The organism is Thioclava sp. GXIMD2076 (assembly GCF_037949795.1).
Taxonomy (GTDB): Bacteria; Pseudomonadota; Alphaproteobacteria; order Rhodobacterales; family Rhodobacteraceae; genus Thioclava; species Thioclava kandeliae.
Genome location: NZ_CP149932.1, coordinates 648,275 through 668,065, shown reverse-complemented (window position 1 = coordinate 668,065; position 19,791 = coordinate 648,275). Strand labels below are relative to the sequence as shown.

Here is a 19,791-nt window from a genome sequence, read left to right as displayed (position 1 = left end):
AAATCCTCCGTCACATTCTGAGATCTAGCCCCCCCAGCACGGAGCCGGAGGTGCGCGAGGGATTGAGGGTGTTGGAAATGGAGCCAGCGCTGAATGCGGCTTGGGTTCCGCGTTCGGCGCGGATACGGTCGGCTTGTTCGGCAAGTTCCTGGGCGTTCTGCCCGCTTTGGCCCTGATCCGTGAAATTCAGGTTCACATCCGTATAGCCGAGCTCCCGCAGGTCGCGGCTGAGCATCTCGGCATGTCTTCGCATCAGGTCGAGAGTTTCGGGCCTGTCGGCATAGATCATCACGGACATGCCGCTGTCGCTATGATGCATGACCATCCGCACCTTACCCAATTCTTCGGGGGCGAGGGTCAATTCGACTGCTCCATCCGATGTGCTGGTTGCGGCGCGTGCGAGCTGTTGCGAGACGTTTTGGGCCATAGCCTGTTGCGCGGCGGGTTGGGATGCCGTTGTCGCCGCGGTCATGCCGGTGTGACTGGGGAGAGGAGCAAGGCCGAAGCGTTGGCTGTCTTCATCGATAGGAGTGGGTTGATCCTGCGCAAGCAAGCCGCTTTCCGCCGGCAGAGACTGTCCGGATGCGCCGTTCGACATTGTCGTGCTCGCTGCGGAGGTAACGGCATAGGCCGTCTCCATACGCGATTGCGCCGTTCGGTCCTTGCCGATCTGGGTAACTGTCAGTTCCTCGTCGAGTTGTTCGCTAAGTTCACGGCGCTTCGTGACATATTTCTCGGCACCCAGTTGCGCCTGCGCAACCGTTTGTAGAGGTATCGCCGAGGTCTGCAGGGGCGTATTCGAGCCGGTATTCACGGTCGAGGTAATAGTCGTCGTATCCGTGCTATCGGTCGTCTCGATGTCGATCGGTGCTGCTGCGGCCGGCTGGGTTTCCTGCGGAGAAATGGCACCGGTCTGCCCGGTTACAATGCCGGAAGGTACTTTGGGTTGCGAGATGTTACGCACCGAGACGCCAATCTCGCTGCGCAGCGCGGGATCGGATTCCACATTTTCGTCCGTCGGAATCGGTAGAGCTACGGCATTTTCCGAGATCTCCTCCATACCGTCGGGAAGTGCAACCTGCCCGGAGGTGGCTCCGTTCTGTGGTGTGCTGAAGAAGCTTGCAGTCGAACTGTGCAAGGCGAATCGTGCTTCGCTGACCGAAGGTGCCGCGGTCGCGGTATATCTTGCTTCGGGGCGCTGCTCGGAGGCTGGCTGTAGTGTTGCGGGTTCGTCTGCTGTTGCGACCGTCTCAGCGGTGCCGGTCTCGTCCGCTGCTGTCAACTGACGACCATATACATCAGATTGCCGAGGCAGGTCGGGTTGCGGAGTTGCGCTCGTACCAGAGGAGGACTGGGCATCAGGGCGAACCGTTTGAGGGGGAGCCTTCTCTTGCGACGGGAAGCCTCGGTTATTAAAAGCGATTTGTGCGGTTGGCTCCGAGGTCTGCAACTCGGAATCCTGCATCGGTGCTACTGCTGACTGCGGCACCATGGCGGATTGCGTCTGGACGCCTGTGTGCGACAGGAATTCAGGCGCGGTATCTGTTCCCTTATCTGTCTGGAAGGAAGCCATTTCCTCGTCCAGTTCGGCGTGGGGTTCGCTCACTTCCGATGCCGTGAAGTTCAACGTTGGGGAGCTTCGGGGATCAGATTGAGGGAGTGCCGATGCCTCTAGCTGCGTATCGGCGGCAGGAACGTGCTCGGTATCGAAAACCTCATCCGTTTGGTCTCCATCCTTCGAGGAACCATCATTTTTCTTGCTCTCGACCGGGGAGCTGGTGGCCTCTGCTGCGCGCGGCAAGCCCTGTTCTGTCCAGAGAGGATTACTTTGTTCACCTGGCGCCCACGCTTTATCCGTGTTCTTTGCAGAAGAAGGAGCATCTTGCGGTGCTTTGATCTGCCCGGGTGTTACTGTGGGCATCTCGGCAGAGACAATCTGTTCGTCGCGCGGCAAGTTGAATGCGCGGGGTTGCTGTTCAGAATTCGTAGAAACCGGGCCCTTTGAATGTGGCCGAATCGTCGCGCCAGTATCAGCGCGGCCTATCGTCTCGGTCAGAGCCGAAAACTCCAAAGAAAATTCTGTGCTCTTACCGTTCGTCGCGGTGGCGGGCGAATCGATTCCAGCTGCTTGGCCCTTTGTAGCAAGGGGAAATTGAGCTGCTATTGCGTCAAAACTGGTCATGATCCTCAAGACTTCTGCCTGTGATGATCACCACATTGCCTCAATGAGGTTACCGGTTCTTTACCGCAAGCTGTCAAAAAGGAGAGAATGCGAATGATGCGGAGAATCCCATGCAAGTCACATCGACTGGGTTACCTTTAACGACAGATGGATCGAAGTCCTTGCGCGTTGTCAGCGCGGAGCAGCAAGAGAAGATGCGTGATACTGCGCAGGCTCTTGAGGCGAGCTTCCTGTCCGAGATGCTCAAATATACGGGTTTGGGCGAAAATAAATCCGAGTTTTCCGGCGGTGTCGGCGAGGAACAGTTCTCGTCGTTCTTGCGGGAAGAGCAGGCCAGTGAGATGGCGAAGGCCGGAGGGATCGGCCTGGCTGAAACTATTTTCAACTCGATGCTGAAGAGGGCGCAGAATGGCTGATAAAGATGATGCGGTAGTTGAGGAGCTGATCAATTTGCTGCGCCTCGAACGGGATGTGATTCGCAAAGCAGAATTCGAAGCGCTGACGGCTCTGGTTGCGCGAAAGGAAGCACTCCTTATGCAGGTGAAGGATTTCCCGGCGCAAAAGCTGAAGCGTGCACATGAGATGTCCCGCCAGAATCAGCGGCTTCTTTCTGCGGCGTTGAAAGGTATCCGCGCGGCGCAGATCAGGCTCTCGGCGATCCAGAAAGCGGCCCATAGTTTCGGAAGCTACGACAAATCGGGCCGCCCGCAGCGCATTGTCGGTACGCAGGGGTCGATCGAGAAGCGCGCATAAACCATTTTAATAAAATGCAACCAAAACAAGGCCGGCCGCAAAGCCGGCCTTAGCTTTTCGTTAGGGGAGATGGTGCAAACATACCCCTGCATCCAGTGACTGGGTGGCGCGCTCCGGGAACCGGGGCGCATGTGTCAGAAGGACCTGTGCATTCGCTCCGACAAGAAGTCGGGCGGTATATAGACACCTTCGCGCAAAAGCGCACATATCTGAGGACCCAAAACTATGTCCAGCATTCTGACCAACACCGGCGCAATGACCGCACTTCAAACCCTGAAGTCGATCAACTCCTCGCTTGGCGATACCCAATCGGCCATCTCGACCGGTAAAGATATCTCCACTGCAAAAGATAACGCCGCAGTTTGGGCAATTTCGAAAGTCATGGAATCGGACGTTGCCGGTTTCAATGCGATCGAAGACTCTCTCGCTCTGGGTGAATCGACCGTTGCTGTCGCGTCGACCGGCGCAGAGCAAATCGTTGAGAAACTCAACGAGATGAAAGAGAAAATCGTTTCGGCGACCGGTGAGAACGTTGATAACGACAAGCTGACCGCAGACGTGAACGAGCTGAAAAAGCAAATCGGTTCGATCATCAATGCGTCGCAGTTCAACGGTGCAAACCTTCTGCGCACCGATGTTGATGGCAATGGCGGGACCGGTATCAGCGTCCTGTCCTCGCTCGACCGCGTCGGTTCGGGCACGGGTGCGACGGTGAGTGCGTCGAATATCAACGTGGCATCGGCTGACCTCGAAGCTGCGTTCGGTACCTACAGTGCGGCTGCCTCTGATGGTGGCATGCTGACCGACATCGACGTGTCCAGCGCAACTGCCGCTGATGCATCGCTGGCGGCGATCGAAGTCCATATCCAGACTGCAACCAACAAAGCTGCAGAACTGGGTGCCGCTGCTTCGCGCATCTCCGATCAGAGCGACTTCATCTCGAAGCTCTCTGATGCCGTGACCTCGGGTATCGGTTCGCTCGTCGACGCCGATATGGAAGAGACGTCGGCACGTCTGCAGGCTCTGCAGGTTCAGCAACAGCTGGGCACGCAAGCTCTGTCGATTGCCAACCAAGCGCCGCAACAGCTCCTGTCGCTGTTCCAGTAATGAGCATCTGAGGGGCGCAGTCAATGCGCCCCTCAACCACCTGGCAAAACGCCGGGTTTTAAAACTTGCAGCCACAGGAAGGGCTTCTCGTGAACGCTTATGCTCAGGCCAAAATGGCCTATTCCAAACCAAACCAGGCGGTGCGAACCGACCGCGATATCGAGTACGAAGCACTTGCTCGTATCACCAGCCGCCTTCGTGGTGTAGCTGGCAAAGAAAAAGAAAAGTTTCCAGATCTCGTCGACGCTGTAAGCCGAAACCGCAAATTGTGGCGGATCTTCGCAGATGATGTCGGTCTTTCGGATAATGGCCTACCAGAGTTGTTGCGGGCGCGGATATTATTCCTCCAGAAATTCGTCGATGTGCACAGCTCGAAGGTTCTGGCGCGTAAAGCTAACCTCGATCCTCTTATAGAAATTAATACTGCCATTATGCGTGGCCTTCGCCCTACTGGAGGCACAAAATGAGTGGCCTTGTTCTAAAGTTGGCTCCCAAGGAGCGTGTTCTCATTAATGGCGCTGTGATCGAGAATGGAGACCGGAGATCCCGTCTCGCGATCATGACCCCGAACGCGAATATTTTGCGACTTCGCGATGCAATCCATCCTGAGGAGGCAAACACACCTGTTCGCCGGGTATGCTATATCGCGCAACTCGTTTTGTCGGGAGATAACAATCCTGAAGAAACTCGGCTGCAGCTACTGCGCGGTATTGAGCAGCTTAGCCAAGTCTTGACGGATCACGATAGCCGGACGCAGCTCGCGATTGCAACCAAATCCGTTCTTGAGGAACAGCACTATCAGGCTCTCAAGGCGCTTCGTAGTCTTCTACCAAGGGAGGAGCGGCTTCTGGCCGCGGCACGCCAATGACATATCAACCCATTGTTCCGCTAAGTGGTTATGCCGGTTGGAAAGTCCTTAATCGGACAATGGAAACACAGAAGGCGGCATTCACCGCCTCTGTGACTATTCAGAATGACGAAGAGTATTTTCGTGAAAATATCGGAAACGTAACCTCGGCGGAGGAACTCGTTTCCGATTATCGGCTGCTCAAAGTTGCGCTGGGGGCTTTTGGTCTGGATGATGACCTACAGAACAAGTATTTCATCAAGAAGGTTCTCGAAGAGGGGACGCTTGACGAGGATTCCTTTGCAAACAAGCTTTCGGATAAGAAATATGCGGCACTTTCCGAAGCCTTCAGTTTTGATTTCGATCCACCCAATACCGTTCTGAGTTCCTTCGCTGACGAGATGATCGCGAATTACGAAGAAAGGCAGTTTGAGATTGCTGTGGGAGATAGTGATGAAAGCTACCGTTTCGCACTCAATGCTCAGCGTGAATTGGCAGACCTCGCAGCAGAGGATAGCTCTGACAATACAAAATGGTATACGATTATAGGTAACGAAGCTCTCGCTACGGTTATGCGCACCGGTTTGGGATTGCCCGAAAGTACATCGTCCTTGGATGTCGACCAACAGGTCACAATATTCAAGCAAAAGGCCCAACAGGTATTCGGGTCCGATGAGGTTTCACAATTCACTGACGAGGAGAGCGTCGAGAAGCTCATCAAATACTATCTTCTGCGAGATCAGGTGATGAACGGCAGTGTTTCAACCAGCTCCAACTCTATTGCGCTAACCCTGCTGCAAAACGCAGCCAGCTTTTCTGCTCGTTTTTAATGTAAAGCCAAGTATTAAATCACGGGGCCAGTGGCTAGTTTAAGAATGTACTTGGTAATCCCCCCGTTTTTGCGGGGGCTTGGTCGTAGAGTTTCCGCGGCCATTCTCAGTTTCTATGCGGGGGTCATCCCGCCGTTGCCCATGTTCGGACGTTCGTTGTTGTAGGACCAGAGCCATTCGGTGGCAATGTTCTGGACCTCGTCGATGGTTTCGAAGATATGGAGGTCCAGCTATTCGTGCCGGACCGTCCGGTTGTAGTGCTCGACAAAGGCGTTCTGCTGCGGCTTTCCGGGCTGGATGTGCGCCAAGGCGATGCCCTTGTGTTCGGCCCATTCCATCAAGGTGCCGCTGATATATTCCGGGCCATTGTCGACCCTGATCGTCTTGGGCGGGCCGCGCCATTCGATGATCTGGTTCAACGCTCGGACAACGCGCTCGGCGCGGAGCGAGAAGTCGATCTCGATCCCTAGGCCTTCGCGGTTGAAGTCGTCTAGGACGTTCAGCAGCCGGAACTGGCGACCGTCCCCGAGGCGGTCTGCCATGAAATACATCGACCAGACTTCGTTCGCGGCCTCTGGAACCGCCGACGCCTCTGGCTTGTCCCGCTTCAGCCGCTTGCTGGGCTTAATCCTGAGATTCAGCTCCAGCTCGCGGTAGATCCGGGACAGGCGCTTGTGGTTCCACCCGTGCCCTTGGACGTTGCGCATGTAGAGAAAACACAGGCCGAAGCCCCAGGTCTTCTTTGCCTTTGTCAGTCCGGGCAGCAGACCGGCAATCTGTTCGTTCTCGTCATCGAGCTTCGGGCTGTATCGAAAGCACGTCTCGCTGACATCGAAGGCCCGATACGCTAGCGCAATGCTGACGCCCTTCATCGTCACCGCTTTTACGGCCAACTCCCGGCGTTGAGTTGGCGACTTCAGGCCTCCTTGAGCAGATCATTCTGCATGCTGACGTCAGCATACATGCGCTTCAGGCGGCGATTCTCCTCCGCCATCGCCTTCATCTCGCTGACGATACTTGGCGCGCCACTTGTACAGTGTCGTGCTGCTCATCCCGTGCTCACGGCAAAGCTCGGCTGCTGGCACACCGCCTTCCACCTGGCGCAGCACGCCCATGATCTGGACCTCGGTGAAACGTGTGTTCTTCATCGGAATCTCCTCACTCATCCTGACGAGAAAATTCTACTTCCGCATCCCTTTGGGATCAGGGGAGATTACCCGCTGAACGGAAAACTTGGTCTCACCAACCATCATGGCCTGTGCCGGTGCTACATGCCGCTACGTACGAGCGCATCTGGGACAGTTGTGCCGCGGCGAGCGACGATGAGGAAGTGTCTACAAAGCGCTGAGACCGGCCATCGGATGCAATGGCACGAATGACGGCAATGGGCCGTGAGTGTCAGGCAGCGGGAGGCCGGAGGGACCATGCGGTTTGTCCGCTTCAGCAGTTTCGCCAAGGAATCTAGAGATGAAGGTCAATTTGCCATTTGCTTACAGACAAAGTCGGCGCGTGTTACAAAATCGGCGCGCGGCAGCTCCGTGATTTTGTATCCGAGGGCCGTGTAGGTCTCGCGCGTGATGGCATTGGTCGCTTCGACTTCGGCGCGAGTCTGCTTGCCTTCGGTGTCTTGCGTGAAGATCTCATCCTAGAACGACGCTAGGAAGACACGACGGTTGTGGCAGGCTGCCTTAGCCGCTGTAGCCACGTGGGGAGGCCGCAGAGAGTCAAGTAGCCCATGATGTTGGGAGTGGCGCGATTGAAGATTACGGGCCCTGAAAGGGGCTGTGCCGCGCTGTGGGCGCGCAGGTAGTGCTCCAGCATCCGTGCGGCGTAGGCCATGCGGTCGGCCCAAGGGAGGGCGTCTCCTCGCGAATGACCGCGCGGCCGGATTCGGGGATCGCGTGAAAGCCGCGGCAGGAGAGCTCGGTGATCAGGCTGGTCTTGCCCGCGCCCCAAGGCCGCCCGTCACGACGAAGAGATGGTCGCTCATGGGGCATCCTCTGGTTCGACAGAGGGAAGCGCTGCGGAGCGATCAACACGCCGAAAAGGCGCGGATCAAAGCAGCATGGATTTTTGTAGGAAAACAGCACCGGTCTGCACGACAGAGGCAAATCCTCTGACAAGAAAGGCAGAACTATTTGGTGCTTTTCAGTAAATGGGAAGGGGCACATAGTTTTGCCTCTGAGCGTCAGAATTTCCTTTTGAATTCAGTACCCCGAAATCTCGATGCTGAACTGAAGCTGCCTTTTTCGTCAGATAGGGTTGCCTCTCGGAAGATATGAAAAAAGCCGACGCAGTGGTCGGCTTTCTCAAGGGTTATCGTGTCAGAAGGTCCTGGGGATGGAATGCACAGGCTTCGGCCCAATCAGGCAGCAAATCCCACCATCATTCTTGACCTCATCTATCGTTCACATCGCGACGGCGAAAGATGATCCGGTTTTCGCCGTTGAAGATGAGTGGTTCGACGCCGTTCTTGTAAAGCTCGCGGCAGAGATTGGCGGGATCGCGTCGTAACTCGCGGGCAAGATCGGTAGCAGAGATGTAGTGCTCGGCGAAGATTGTGACGGAGGCCTCATCGACCACCCGCCAGCGTTCTGAGGACTTTTGGCTCTTTGGAGCAGCGGTCAAGTAGCCCGCGTTCATCAGGTTGCGGATTGTTGCGGTGTCGACACCGAGCTTGCCGGCAGCCTCGGACATGCTGATCGCACCAGCTGAGTTCTGGCCTATGGCCGTTTTTACCCGCTCTACAGATATCAGGAAATCGTTGAACCTTGCGTCTGCACCCGCCACGCAACGTAGCGGAATATCATGTTCGAAAATCAGGTGCAGGAGTTCGAGGGTCGAACATTGGCACGCGGGCGTGGCCGCAATGAGAGAAACCTCATCATTGGCCGGTTCCAGCTCGGGGCGTGTTTGGCGATTCAAACGACCGAGAAAGGCGTCGAGATCCTCCCTCCGGAAATACGGCGCGTTTCGGGCCATCTCTCCGGCCTTCTTGACGAGCCCTACCACGACGAAAATGCGCAGCAGGTGGATGTCCACCCCGAGATAGTCTGCAGCGTCGAACCCGCGGAGCAGCCCATTTGTTTCATCGGCGAGTTCCTGCAGCGTCTCCCGTGAGGGATAGCGACGATAGGTGATGGCACCGGATTTTCCCGTTCTCGAGATGTCGCCACGCTCCAAGAGCTTATGGCGCAGCATCCGTTCGTCGATCCCGTAGGCCTTTGCGCCTTTTCGAAGGGAATACACCTGTTGCCTGTCGCACCGTATCCGCAGGACGGTGCTACCGACGAGCATGGGATACGTCCGCAGAATATAGTCGAAAACAATCCGGCGGATGTGATTGAAGGCAGCATCATCCTCACGCTGGGACAGCCAGGTCAGGAAAGAACCGGCAATCGCACCGTAGGTGTGACAGCCAGGGCCTGCCTCCATGCGAAGCTCTTCAAGCGCTGCGACCATTTGATCAGGCCCGTTGCGTAGGAGGTCGTATCCTGCTGCACCGGCCTCAAGCCATTGTCGTTCGGTCGTTTCCGCTCGGGTGGCCTTGGGGCCTTGCGTCATCAAAAGGCCAAAATTCTCGCAAAGCTGTGCTGCGACATGGAACTCCAGCGTGTCGAGCCAACAGCCTGCGGGCGTGCCATCCAATCGGCCAAGGAGGTAGCGTTCCAGAGATCGCGCCTCTTCGGCAACAATCTGGATGTCGTCTATGTCCATGTTGTCGACCATCCGCGCGAAATCATAGCTGTGCTTGTGATGCGAGGGAGGCGGGACCTCGATCAACATGCAAGAATGCCGGGCGCAGGTCCGGATTGAAGTGAGCTGCCATGCCCCGAGATGAAACGGGCCATGGGCACCCTGCTCTGAAAGAGCTTCAGCGGCACATTTCGGGCATCCTCTGATCGTGCTTCGGCTGTAGGCCGTGAACCTCGGCGCCTCTGCTCCTAGCTGATAATTCGTCTTCGACGGGGCGTGGGGTGTCCAAGTGCGGAGTTTGGTGGGAGCACACCCTGCGAGTGCGGCTACCCGCTCAATCTCCACCGGGTCGCCGACCTTCAGGGCGCGATAGGAAATGCTCATGTCGGCGCAGAAAGACTGAAGGCTGGCAGTCCCGTTCTTCCGCGCGATGCGGGACGCAAGCGACGTCGCGCTTTCACCGGGTACCGGGGTGACGGTGAGGGGAAGCGGCTTGAGGGGTGACAACATCATGTGCGGTTCTCCCGAGAAAACACCTGGCGGGCGTCGATGCGCATGAAGTCCGGCACGACAAACGGGTTGAACTCGGCATCGCAGGAGGTCCGCCGATGGTAGGCCCTGATGAAATTGCGCTGGTTCAGCGTCTTCTGGCCTTGCAAGTAGGCATCCTCGATGGCGTCGAGGATCAGGACAATGGCGATGCCGAACTGGTTTGCCGCAGCATGGACCACGCGTTCGCCGTGGGATAATTCCAGAACGTCATCCTCTGGTTCGAGCTGCGCCAGTTCGCAGTAGTTCTCGAGCAGGTCGAGAATATCATCACCATACGCAGCAGCGGATAGGCTCTCGAACCGAACGGTCCGCATGCGCCGAGCGAGCTGATGGTCGTGGTTGAGGATGTCTTCCAGCTCGTTTGTGCCCGACAGAATGATCCCAACTGGCCATTCCGGGTCCGTCATCAGAGTCTTCAGCATGGATGTCACTGAATCCAGCTCGTGCTTGGTGCCCCGCGACGCCAGGTCCTGCGCCTCGTCGAGATGCACGAACAAAACGCGCCGCTCCTTCAGGTGATGTTGGACCAGGTCCCAGATGTACCAGGCATGGCGATCGGCACCGATAGGGTAGCCGAGCGCCCGAAGGAGCATCTGCCCGACGAATTTCAGCGTTGCGGGTGATGGCACCCGCAAGCTGATGATGGTTGAATCTCCGTATCCCTGATCGGCCAGCCGCTGCCTTTCTTGGGCAAGGAGATGGGTGATTGCCGCGCTTTTTCCGGCCCCGGAGTGCCCGGACAGGGCAAGCCCTTGCGCCTCGCTGATACGGTCGGTCTGGATGTCTACGAGCCTTTTCTCAGCGAGGATGGAAAACCCTTCTGCCAGAGGAACGAAGCGCTCGTGATCGACGAAATATGCCTTCAATTCAGCGACCCGTTGTGCCGCTTGGGTGATCAGATCATTTCCCATCGTTGAACCCCCAGCGTCTGCGGTTCTTGCGTCTCGTTCGACGCTCTGAGATCGGCCCGTTATCGTCGCTGTCCGGCTTCCGAGATGTGTCCGTTGGCGGAGTAATGGAGATTGCACCATTGAGAAGGTCGTTGCTCGGCGGCATGTGTCGCAGCCGCTGCTGATCAGAGCGGAGCGGATAGTGCAGTGCAGCATCTGCGCGGGCGACGTCCACGTCGGTCACATGGAAAGGGGTCAGGGCGCGCAGAGCGAATGCGCGGCGGTTCGCTTCGGAGATCCGCGCAATTGCCCGCTGGACTTTGGGCGCGTCCAACTTCGCGTTACTGGCGTGCACGTGGCGAACGGCACGCATGCCTTCTCGCAGCTCTTCGAAGCTCACGCCCTCGAAGCCAGGCTGATTGGCGAGCGCAGGATACCAGGACGCACCGACCTTGACGGCTATCCACCCGATGTCCTGCAGATCGACCCTGATTTCCACCTCCCGTACGGGAGAGTGTAGGTGCGCTTCTCGCAACGCCTCGCAGCTATAGCTTAGGCCCGAGAACAGGACGCCCTCTTTATTAAATTTCCGGGATTTAGGTCGCCCAAATGCTTTTCGAAGGGTCAGGCCATCCGGAACCGGAGGCGTCCCGTGTTCAGCCACCAGCCGCTTCCAGGCTGCATTCGGAGTTTCCCCGTTCAGAGAGCCATGCGGTTGGTTGTGATAGATATCAACAATATAGGTCAGCAGGACCTTGATCAGGTCGTCGTCACACAGACAGGCGAGCATTTCTGAAGGATAGTCGCCGCGATCGATGGTGTCGAAAAAGGTTCGACCTGCCAAGAGCGGCATGAGCTGATGTCCGAGTGTGCGGAAGAAGGACTCAATGTGTCCCCGCATCCATGGGATGCCAGCGGGCGGCAAGTGCGACGTGACCCCAAGTGACGCTACCGTTGCCTGGAAGGCGTCCGAGACGAAGGCAGGCCCCATGTCGGTCACAAGTGTTCCGATCCCGCCATGATGATGCCATGTGCTTTCGCATTCGGCCGCCTGGGCCAGCGGGGTCTTGTCCTCGAAAATCTGCCGCAGCGCGCGGATCGCATCATCCGAGTTCGGATTGTCGGCCAGTCGCATCGACACGACACATTTCGTGGCGCAGTCGATCGCTAGATACATCCAGCGCCGCCCTGTCTCGAATTTCTTCTGCCGATCCGGCGGCAGGTGCTCCCAGATGCCTGTCAGCGTCAGTAACGACACGACGTCGAGCTTGTTTTCATCCATCTCGACCCGCTCCATGGGGCGCACAACATCGGGACCGTTGCTGCTCATTGCGAATTTCCTGGCGGCTGCAGACACGCCAAATCGTTTTGCGCAGACGTAGAATGGGTCTGCCGAGTCCAATCGGCGTTTAACGCTGGAGGCAGAGGGGATCGTGAGCGGCGTTGCCCCCGCGCTGGCTCTGCGCGCGTTCTCTTCGGCGAACAGTGCCCGAGTCTCCTGAATAGACTGGACCTTGGTTGGTTGCTGCGTGTCGGCGTAAATCTCGATGACCTGGTTCATCAGGGCTTCCGCCTTCGGACACCAGCGCCGGCTCCGATTGCCGGATAGGTGAGTGGCCGGAATGAGAGAAAGTGCAGAGTAGCCTGCAGCCTGATAGGAGCGGACCCACTGCAAGACTGTTCGGCTTCCCGGCAGCTTACGAACTTTTATTTCCTTGCCCGGTCGTATCTTGGCAAAGGCCGCTGCGCCTTCGCCAACGAGCCTGGCCGTCACTGATGCGAGCTGCGCTTTGGCCTGCTCATATGCCCGCTGCGTGCGTTTGACGAGGCCCGCAGCTTCGAGAGCTAGGAAGGCGTCACAGACGGCCTTCCGCCAGATCACCAGCCGTGCGGTCTTTTCCGACAGTTCGCTGATGACCTCTACCGGCTTGTTGCGACGCGCCTCTTGCGTCGCCCGGTCAAAATATCCTGGAAAATATTTGGTATCTGGGCGACGCATCATCTCAGCAAGTTCTTGGTGAGAAAAAGCCTCTGTGACCCCCGGCTGGCCCACACGCCCATAGACGCCGCCGTGCTCGTTGGTCTCAATCGGGTAGATCGCGACACCCGCAGTGATAATCATGTCAGAGGTCGACAAGCGGAAGCGAGGGATCATGCTGCGGACTCCACTAGAGAGGGGCGCGACCAAGCGAGCGTCCGCGCCGCTTCAGCGGCAGCCTGTCGGTCAATGTGCTCGTCCGTGACGAGCAGCACACGATCCGCAAATGACTTGGTTACTGCCGCAGAGACAGCTTCGAGCTCGGATGCAAAGTTCAGCCTCAGCACACGCTGCATGGGTTTGATGGCCACGGCGATGCGCTCCCCGTCCGTTTTCGTAACCAAGAAATCGAAGACATGTCGCGCGGGGCGGCCGTCAGTGCCGACATAGGATATCGCCTGGGGTTGCTCGCGGATGTGGTGCACGTCGTCGCGTACCAACATCAGGCAGAGGAAGGCGTATTCGAGCGCACTCTCGAAGTGGATGATGCGCGGGCGCTCGAAGCCGGGCAGCTGTGCGACCATCGAGCCGCGCAGGCTCCCTTTAGAACGGCGCGCAGGCACTCGGGTCGCGTGGCTCGGTTCCGGCCCGCGGTAGAACAAGGTGTTGTACATGATGTTTTGGAGCGCACCTCACCTGGGCGCCGACCCATGTGGATCGGAGCAGGCGCGGGGCGACATCCCCCTATGTTTGAGATGAGTTTGACTGCCCTGCCGAGAGACGCCTCGGCAGGTTGACTTTTCGTGAGACTCAGGGGATGAATAAGGGGTCGGATCGAAACGACACTTATTCAAAAGGCCTTCCTGTTAGCGCAGGAGGGTCTTTTTATTTCCCGATGTCAGGTTTTGTTTGCCGCGCTGTCCTCCTCTGCTGCGTAACGGTCGGGGAAGAGCTTCTGGGGAGTTGTACCAAGCTGAGTTGCGATGGCGGACTGCACACGGTGCGAACGACGATAGCCTTGGCTAACTACCGTCACGCTGCTCTGCTTGATGCCGAGCGTGCGGGCGATTTCCGCCATGCTCGACCCGGCTTGCCGAAGCCTGCACTTCAGCTGCTCGTGATTGTGCAAATCTACCTTCATGGCCTGATGCAAGTCCTTAGACTCCGTTCTTACCCACTCCAACAGTGATTCGGAGATTGATTCGTCGTGCAAGTTTTCTTCGGCTGCGGAGGCGTTTTCTCAGATTTTGTCGGGCTGCTTTGCCGATCAAACCGAGAATACCGGCAAGCTTCAGACCTGATGACTTTGCACTGCCGGTTTACCGCGCCAAGGTTGTCACTGAAGGAGCGACTCCAGTGACAACGCAACGAAGTGAAGAAGAACGACGACTTCGGGAGGCTCGGGAACAACTCGAAGCTGCCAAGAGTGTTATTGCTGAACTGGAAGGCCCACGCCTTCGGCTGCGCGTATCCCGTAGAAAACTCGCGTGCCAAAAAGCCACACAGTCAGAAGCGGCGGGGACACAAGCCCAGGCGGTAGATGTCAGCGATGTTGGGGCAGAGCCGCAGGACCCTGTTCGCAAGGTGCTGCGGGGCGGAGAAAAGCCTCGGTTGCCGGAGTCGGCTGAGGTCAAGCGGATATATGAGGAAATGCCGTCACTGGACCAAGTGGCGCAGGCTTTGGCACGAGACCGCCGTGCGGCAGTCAAAGCTTTGGCCGCCGCAGGGATCGACATAAAAGAAGATATTGCGAAACAGTGGGACTCGGGCAGTTCCCTGCGTGAGCTGCACAAGCGGCATGGTCCAGGATGCGATACGATTTCGAGATGGATCAAGAGTACTGGCCGCAAAGTCCAACCGCGAAACGCCAACCGTCAGTGCGATGAAGCGCTGATCGTCGAGACGTATTTAAAGACACGATCCGCAAACCGATGCGCCCTGGTGGCAGGTGTTTCATGGGAAAAAGCGCGGAACATCCTGCGGAAGCGGGGAATGTGGGAGAAGTAACCGCTTCGTACCAAGAGCTGAAGGAACCTACCATCAACGAGGACAGCATGGTCAAGCCGACGCATCCGGATCAGCATGAGTTGCACGATTGGCCGATGTACGGTCCGAAGAACCCGGAAATCGCAAACATGGTGGAGCGGCTTGCTTACGATCATGGGATGCGCGTTCGTGACATTGAGGAGGTCATACTGTTGGCGTTACAGGACAGGCTCCGAGAAGCCGAGCGCGGAAGTGGTGCCTAATGATTTCAAGCTGCCCGAATGAGGATCGTTCGACGGACGGAGTACAGCAGCTCTCCGGCGAGAAACTGATGCGAGCGTAGCAATGGGCGGATGAAAACCGCTCCCTTTTCGTCTGGCTGTTTTTGGCTGACGCACACCTGCCGATGTGCCGAGAGTTCATTCGGATCGGTTGGCGGGCGGTATTGTAGAGGTTCGTCGCCGTGCGCGCCTATTTCAATAACAAGCGCGGGCAAAATCCACTCGCCGCGGTGTCTTGGTCCATGGCAAGACGTAGGACCAGAAGAGGGGGCAAGTTGACCATGGGCCGATATAGCCGCTCGCGTGTCCTGTTTAGACGAACACGTTCATTGGGCGTCCACCTCCATGACCCAAACGCTTATCCTCCGACGTTCCACAAGTTGCCACGCTTATCGGGGCCGAGCCTATGTCATCATGCTTCGGCACTCGGCGTGTCAGTGACGAGACCCAGCGTGTCGATTTCGGCGATTTTCTGAAACTCAGCCAAATATTCTTGTCGGTGGTTCAACAACCAGCGCGCGACGCGGGCGTTGGCGAGAAGCTTGGTGATATAGCCGCGCGCGACCGTCAGGTGTAGATTATCGATGCCATACGTATCTTCGACCGATTTGACCTGGGTCTGTAACGCGGCTAATTCCCGTTCCATGCGTGCGATCTGCTGGCCGGAGGGGGTGGGGACCGCTGCACCTCTTCCCTTTTTGGCTGCCACAAGTTGACTTTCGGGTGTTGCGGCGCGGATCGCTCTAGCAAACATGACCGAATAGTTATTCTGCCCGATCATCAGATCGGCGGCCTCTATTTGCCGAACAGGGGTCATCTGCCGCAGCGTATCGAAAACCTTCATTGAGCAGGGTGTGTCCTTGAGCATTTCGGCGGCCTCTGGGCTGATACCTTCGAGTAGTCGGAAGCGCCTCAGAACGGACTCGACGTGAAGATTGAGGGCATCGGCGATCGCGGTTGATGAGACCCCGCGCTCCATGGCGCGGGCGATCATCCGATGTTCTTGGATCGGGGGTATCCGGTTAACGCGCTTGTTGTAGGTGTAGGTATCGTCGTCCGTGGCAAGCAGGCATTCGACCTCCACGATGCCCAACTCCTTGAGGGCTTCCAGACGAAGATGGCCATCGATCAGAAAATACATCCCGCTGTTCGCAGTATCGGCCACCACAGCAGGCGCCTCAATTAGTCCGACCGCCTTGATAGAACTCAAAACTTGCGAAAATGCCCGGCTTTCGCGAGCTCCATCAGGCAAGGTCTTGAGCGGTATGATCACCGTGAGTGGGAGCGTGATGAAACTTCGGTCAAAGGCGAGACGGACAAGCCCGTCGTCGTCGCCATGATCTTTGAGCTGATCAGCCATCATTTTCCCCTGAGATTCGCGTGGACAAGGCGCGAGGCATCGTCGCGAGACCTTCTGCCCTGAGCAGATTAAGGAAGCTCTCATCTGTCAGAAGATCCTTGAGTGCCTCGACGATGAACAGGAGCCGCACCTGAGTAAAATCCGACTTCTTGACCAAGAGCCGCTGCTTTTCCGCCTCACGCTGATAGACCTGCATGAGGTCATTTGCCGTCATCCGGCGGCTATGCCCTTTGCGTCCTAGGCGCCCTGCCGGCAAACCTTTGCCCTGGGTGCGCATTCGCATGTCGAGCATCCGCCGGACGGCCGCCAGCTTCTTGCCCCTGAGCTTGCCGGTCTCATAGGCATCGAGAAGTAGATTTTGTGCCTCCTGCGTTTCTGCTTTGGATATTTCCATCGCGAGCGTGATCGGGATCAGCCCGGTCTCGACAGCGGCGACCAGACGTTCTTCACCACGCTCAAGCAGCGACGCTATCATATTCACCCATGAGGCGCCGACGCCGATCTTCTCGCCGATGGCACCGTCACTGTAGCCTCGCGCACGCAACGCCCCGATCTCCCGCATGATGTCGATGGGCCTGGGCGTTCGACGGGCAATATTTTCTACGAGACTCATCACCAGGCATTCAGTTTCGTTCGCATCGATCACCACTGCGGGGATCTCGACCTGACCAAGCATCTGGAACGCTTCCAGCCGGCCCTCGCCGCAAACCAGATCATACCGGGTGCCACTTGGCCCATCCCGGCGGCTGACGGTGATGGGGCGTTTCAGCCCGATGGCCTCGATATTGTTTACGATCTCCCGGTGCTGCCGTTTGTTCCGCGCACGAGGATTGAGCACGGTGATGCGTGAAATCGGGATCATTTCCACATGACTTGGATGGGTGCCGGGCATCAGGCAGCCTCCGGAAGGGGAACAGGTGTCGAGATGTCGTAGAGAAAATTCAGGTCATCGAAGCGATAGGCGTCGAGGCTCAAGTCGTTATCTTCTCTCAGCCTTAGCTTGTCGGAGAGCCTGTCAATATGCGGGAACAGGTAGTAGTCGAACGGGGCATGATTGCTGCTGTCCATACGAACGACGATGGTGATGTCGGGCGAGAGCGATGTATCAAAGCGGAGTTCCCAACGCATAAGTCCGGTCGGTGACTGAATGCAGCGCGAGATGACGATTGAAAGGCTGAACTCGCCATTGACGATCACGCGATCCGTTTCGAGATCCTGCCTAACGTCGCTACCTGCTGCCTGCAGACCATCGATCACCTCGCGGACGATGCCTGGGTGAAGCTTGCGTAGCTCGCGGTTGATCTCGACATAGCGATAGTCCCGTTCCGGCGTGAACCCCACGAGACTGTAGGCCCGGAGCAGGCTGCCGAAACGCGAACGATAGGCCGCACTCGATGGCATTCCTTCGGATTCGTCGATAACGATACCGGAGAGGGCGCCATGCCTCTGATATAGCGCCTGCAATGCCTGAAGCATATCCTCGTCGCTCAGACGAAAGGAGCGAGCATTGATGATCGCCCGCGCAGCCTCGAAAAGCTCGCGGTCGATAGCTGCCTCGAACGCGCCTTCGGCCCGAATCCACATATCAGGCGCGTTGCTAACTCGCTTCTTTTTCAGCTTGTAGGAACGGCGGTTCCAGACGTTGTCACCGGCGTATTTCTCGTTGATCAGGATCTGGTGAATCGTACCCCTGGTCCATGGCCGTTCAAGGTCTGTAGCAAGACCTCGTGCGTTTAGATCAGCCGCAATCTCGCTTTCTTTGCGCCCGTCAATAACAAAGGCTCTATAGATTTCACGGACAAGATCGACTTCTTCGGAAGGGCCCAAGGCTAGGATCACGCGGTCAGTTTGGATACTCTTGTGCTCGCCGCGCCTCAAAACGCCTTTGATGGCTCCATGCTCGTCGATTAGGGTTCGTCGCAAGCCGAAACCGGCTGGCCCCCCTTGGCGATATCCTTTTTCGATCAGCCGACCTTGCCCGGCGAAGACTTTGGTGGATAGCTCGCGGCTGTACTCACCAGCCATCGCCCGCTTGACGCCCTTGACGATGGTTGAGACAGGGCTGCCATCATTCTCGAACTGCTCGGCACAGTACTGGACGGCAATTCCGGCACGTCGGCAGATATACTCGTAATATGCGCTTTCGTCTGCGTCCTGAAACCGGCCCCAGCGGCTGACATCATAGACCAGAACGACCGTGAAATCAGCGCTGCCGTTCTGCACATCCTCGATCAGTTGTCGGAGTGCATCGCGTCCCTCGAGCTTCAGGCCGCTTTTTCCGGCATCTGCGTAAGTGCGCACCACTTCTATGCTACGCGCCTGAGCATATTGCCGGATCGCGTCAGATTGGTTTTCCGTCGAATATTTCTGATGATCAGTTGACATGCGGACGTATTCGGCTGCCCGAACAGGATGATCCGGCTTCCATGAGCATTCATCGCGAGGTTCCTGGCTCTTCAAAATCTTGCCCCTTCACCGTTCTGGCAGCGGTGGTCCGGGCGACCTACCGCTGCAGCGCCTGACAGGTCTGTGCCGTAGCTCCGCACTGTCGTGAATCTAACAGCGGAGGAAGCGGAATATGTTGCCGAAAAAGGGCAGGAGATTGCCGGTATGGGAGGGCGTCCTCAGTGGGCGCGGTGCCTATACTCAGACCATTGCCGAACTGTTGCGAAAGGAGCATGGGGACAGCCACCGCGCGGTCAAGCAACTGATGCGCCAGACGCATGCGAGCGAGCGTGCGGTCAAGCACTGGCTTTCTGGACAACATGGCCCGGATACGGTGTTTTTCCTACGCTTAGCGGTTTCATCGCCAATCATTCGCGTCTTCTTGCTCGGCCTGATCGAGAAGCCAGCTGCGAACAGCTCGGCTGACCACGTGGATCGGAATTCTCTTTCGGCGGCACGGGCGGCATATGTCGCGGGTGAGAATACGACCGCCGTCCCGAGAAGGCGCCAATGGCACAATGACCCTATGGATGACCCTGATCGTGACACTATAGATGACCCTGAACCAGCGGAACTTAACGAGCGCCAGCGTTGGTTCCTCGCTCGAGTTGAGGCGGGTGATCGCTGTAGCGCAAATGAGATTGTTTCAGCCTGGCAAGTAAGTCTGAAAAGCGCGCGCCGAGATATCGCGGGCCTGAAAGCGCAACGCCTCATCCAGTATGTCGGGTCACGGCGAAAGGGCCGTTACAAAAGGTGCGTGCGACGAAGTAGATGACGGCTGCAGATTTGCCTTCCGGGGAGATCACGCCGTCGTGAGACGCGCTTTGTTGCGACGCGCAAATTCGGACTAAGGCGACTGCAGCGTGACTCTTTACACTTCGTGT

Annotated in this window: 18 protein-coding genes and 1 pseudogene; 9 read left to right on the top strand and 10 right to left on the bottom strand. The window is 57.3% G+C overall.

The window, feature by feature from the left end; genetic code table 11:
* Positions 1–10 precede the first annotated feature (10 nt).
* Complete coding sequence (locus tag WDB91_RS03285) at positions 11–2,182, bottom strand: flagellar hook-length control protein FliK (RefSeq protein WP_339113741.1); 2,172 nt, start codon at positions 2,180–2,182, stop codon at positions 11–13.
* Positions 2,183–2,292: 110 nt separating this feature from the next.
* On the opposite strand from WDB91_RS03285, the gene WDB91_RS03280 reads away from it, so the two are divergent.
* From WDB91_RS03280 to WDB91_RS03255, 6 genes are all read left to right on the top strand, one after another.
* Positions 2,293–2,598, top strand: a complete 306-nt coding sequence (locus tag WDB91_RS03280) for a rod-binding protein (RefSeq protein WP_339113740.1) — start codon at positions 2,293–2,295, stop codon at positions 2,596–2,598.
* Positions 2,591–2,935, top strand: a complete 345-nt coding sequence (locus tag WDB91_RS03275) for a hypothetical protein (protein ID WP_339113739.1) — start codon at positions 2,591–2,593, stop codon at positions 2,933–2,935. Before WDB91_RS03280 ends, WDB91_RS03275 begins: the two co-directional genes overlap by 8 nt.
* Positions 2,936–3,160: 225 nt before the next feature.
* Positions 3,161–4,042: a flagellin gene (locus tag WDB91_RS03270; RefSeq protein ID WP_339113738.1), complete on the top strand. Its 882-nt coding sequence runs from the start codon at positions 3,161–3,163 to the stop codon at positions 4,040–4,042.
* Positions 4,043–4,131: 89 nt separating this feature from the next.
* Complete coding sequence (gene flaF, locus WDB91_RS03265; RefSeq protein ID WP_339113737.1) at positions 4,132–4,509, top strand: flagellar biosynthesis regulator FlaF; 378 nt, start codon at positions 4,132–4,134, stop codon at positions 4,507–4,509.
* The gene (gene flbT, locus WDB91_RS03260; protein ID WP_339113736.1) at positions 4,506–4,910 is read left to right on the top strand and encodes a flagellar biosynthesis repressor FlbT; all 405 of its coding nucleotides are present in this window, start codon (positions 4,506–4,508) and stop codon (positions 4,908–4,910) included. Before flaF ends, flbT begins: the two co-directional genes overlap by 4 nt.
* Positions 4,907–5,719: a DUF1217 domain-containing protein gene (locus WDB91_RS03255; protein ID WP_339113735.1), complete on the top strand. Its 813-nt coding sequence runs from the start codon at positions 4,907–4,909 to the stop codon at positions 5,717–5,719. Before flbT ends, WDB91_RS03255 begins: the two co-directional genes overlap by 4 nt.
* 113 nt (positions 5,720–5,832) lie before the next feature.
* Here the strand turns inward: WDB91_RS03255 and WDB91_RS03250 are convergent.
* The 6 genes and pseudogenes from WDB91_RS03250 to WDB91_RS03225 all read right to left on the bottom strand — a co-directional run bounded on the left by WDB91_RS03250 (position 5,833) and on the right by WDB91_RS03225 (position 13,976).
* Positions 5,833–6,867, bottom strand: a pseudogene (locus tag WDB91_RS03250) (IS3 family transposase).
* A 1,249-nt stretch (positions 6,868–8,116) separates the two neighbouring features.
* Entirely contained in the window at positions 8,117–9,928 is a 1,812-nt protein-coding gene (locus WDB91_RS03245) for a TniQ family protein (protein WP_339113734.1), read from the bottom strand.
* Entirely contained in the window at positions 9,925–10,878 is a 954-nt protein-coding gene (locus WDB91_RS03240; protein WP_165971743.1) for an ATP-binding protein, read from the bottom strand. Before WDB91_RS03240 ends, WDB91_RS03245 begins: the two co-directional genes overlap by 4 nt.
* A complete protein-coding gene (locus WDB91_RS03235) occupies positions 10,868–13,012 on the bottom strand; it encodes a Mu transposase C-terminal domain-containing protein (protein ID WP_339113733.1) in 2,145 nt (714 codons plus the stop codon). The genes WDB91_RS03240 and WDB91_RS03235 overlap by 11 nt, the downstream gene beginning before the upstream one ends.
* Entirely contained in the window at positions 13,009–13,509 is a 501-nt protein-coding gene (locus WDB91_RS03230; protein WP_339113732.1) for a TnsA endonuclease N-terminal domain-containing protein, read from the bottom strand. Before WDB91_RS03230 ends, WDB91_RS03235 begins: the two co-directional genes overlap by 4 nt.
* Before the next feature lie 224 nt (positions 13,510–13,733).
* The gene (locus tag WDB91_RS03225; protein ID WP_339113731.1) at positions 13,734–13,976 is read right to left on the bottom strand and encodes a helix-turn-helix domain-containing protein; all 243 of its coding nucleotides are present in this window, start codon (positions 13,974–13,976) and stop codon (positions 13,734–13,736) included.
* A gap of 215 nt (positions 13,977–14,191) precedes the next feature.
* Here WDB91_RS03225 and WDB91_RS03220 point away from each other — a divergent pair, with 215 nt between their 5' ends.
* The gene (locus WDB91_RS03220) at positions 14,192–14,842 is read left to right on the top strand and encodes a hypothetical protein (RefSeq protein ID WP_339113730.1); all 651 of its coding nucleotides are present in this window, start codon (positions 14,192–14,194) and stop codon (positions 14,840–14,842) included.
* 47 nt (positions 14,843–14,889) lie between these two features.
* Complete coding sequence (locus WDB91_RS03215; protein WP_222475081.1) at positions 14,890–15,084, top strand: hypothetical protein; 195 nt, start codon at positions 14,890–14,892, stop codon at positions 15,082–15,084.
* Between the two features lie 430 nt (positions 15,085–15,514).
* Here WDB91_RS03215 and WDB91_RS03210 read toward each other — a convergent pair whose 3' ends face one another.
* Genes WDB91_RS03210 through WDB91_RS03200 form a run of 3 tightly spaced genes read right to left on the bottom strand, consistent with a single transcriptional unit; the run spans position 15,515 to position 18,847 of the window.
* Positions 15,515–16,465 carry a plasmid partitioning protein RepB C-terminal domain-containing protein gene (locus WDB91_RS03210; RefSeq protein ID WP_339113729.1) on the bottom strand — a complete coding sequence of 317 codons (951 nt, stop codon included), beginning with the start codon at positions 16,463–16,465 and terminating at the stop codon, positions 15,515–15,517.
* Positions 16,455–17,354, bottom strand: a complete 900-nt coding sequence (locus WDB91_RS03205; protein WP_222475094.1) for a plasmid partitioning protein RepB C-terminal domain-containing protein — start codon at positions 17,352–17,354, stop codon at positions 16,455–16,457. The genes WDB91_RS03210 and WDB91_RS03205 overlap by 11 nt, the downstream gene beginning before the upstream one ends.
* Entirely contained in the window at positions 17,354–18,847 is a 1,494-nt protein-coding gene (locus WDB91_RS03200; protein ID WP_339113728.1) for a recombinase family protein, read from the bottom strand. The genes WDB91_RS03205 and WDB91_RS03200 overlap by 1 nt, the downstream gene beginning before the upstream one ends.
* A gap of 193 nt (positions 18,848–19,040) precedes the next feature.
* Here WDB91_RS03200 and WDB91_RS03195 point away from each other — a divergent pair, with 193 nt between their 5' ends.
* Positions 19,041–19,682, top strand: coding sequence for a hypothetical protein (locus WDB91_RS03195; protein ID WP_339113727.1), 642 nt, complete (start codon positions 19,041–19,043; stop codon positions 19,680–19,682).
* Positions 19,683–19,791 lie beyond the last annotated feature (109 nt).

Excerpts from the sequence above, each read along its gene's own strand:
- WDB91_RS03205 (WP_222475094.1), bottom strand. The coding sequence starts at position 17,354 with ATGCCCGGCACCCATCCAAGTCATGTGGAAATGATCCCGATTTCACGC.
- WDB91_RS03210 (WP_339113729.1), bottom strand. The coding sequence starts at position 16,465 with ATGATGGCTGATCAGCTCAAAGATCATGGCGACGACGACGGGCTTGTC.
- WDB91_RS03255 (WP_339113735.1), top strand. The coding sequence starts at position 4,907 with ATGACATATCAACCCATTGTTCCGCTAAGTGGTTATGCCGGTTGGAAA.
- WDB91_RS03240 (WP_165971743.1), bottom strand. The coding sequence starts at position 10,878 with ATGGGAAATGATCTGATCACCCAAGCGGCACAACGGGTCGCTGAATTG.
- WDB91_RS03285 (WP_339113741.1), bottom strand. The coding sequence starts at position 2,182 with ATGACCAGTTTTGACGCAATAGCAGCTCAATTTCCCCTTGCTACAAAG.
- WDB91_RS03225 (WP_339113731.1), bottom strand. The coding sequence starts at position 13,976 with ATGAAGGTAGATTTGCACAATCACGAGCAGCTGAAGTGCAGGCTTCGG.
- WDB91_RS03200 (WP_339113728.1), bottom strand. The coding sequence starts at position 18,847 with ATGTCAACTGATCATCAGAAATATTCGACGGAAAACCAATCTGACGCG.
- WDB91_RS03215 (WP_222475081.1), top strand. The coding sequence starts at position 14,890 with ATGGTCAAGCCGACGCATCCGGATCAGCATGAGTTGCACGATTGGCCG.
- WDB91_RS03270 (WP_339113738.1), top strand. The coding sequence starts at position 3,161 with ATGTCCAGCATTCTGACCAACACCGGCGCAATGACCGCACTTCAAACC.
- WDB91_RS03195 (WP_339113727.1), top strand. The coding sequence starts at position 19,041 with ATGTTGCCGAAAAAGGGCAGGAGATTGCCGGTATGGGAGGGCGTCCTC.
- WDB91_RS03275 (WP_339113739.1), top strand. The coding sequence starts at position 2,591 with ATGGCTGATAAAGATGATGCGGTAGTTGAGGAGCTGATCAATTTGCTG.
- WDB91_RS03280 (WP_339113740.1), top strand. The coding sequence starts at position 2,293 with ATGCAAGTCACATCGACTGGGTTACCTTTAACGACAGATGGATCGAAG.
- WDB91_RS03230 (WP_339113732.1), bottom strand. The coding sequence starts at position 13,509 with ATGTACAACACCTTGTTCTACCGCGGGCCGGAACCGAGCCACGCGACC.
- WDB91_RS03245 (WP_339113734.1), bottom strand. The coding sequence starts at position 9,928 with ATGATGTTGTCACCCCTCAAGCCGCTTCCCCTCACCGTCACCCCGGTA.
- flbT (WP_339113736.1), top strand. The coding sequence starts at position 4,506 with ATGAGTGGCCTTGTTCTAAAGTTGGCTCCCAAGGAGCGTGTTCTCATT.
- WDB91_RS03235 (WP_339113733.1), bottom strand. The coding sequence starts at position 13,012 with ATGATCCCTCGCTTCCGCTTGTCGACCTCTGACATGATTATCACTGCG.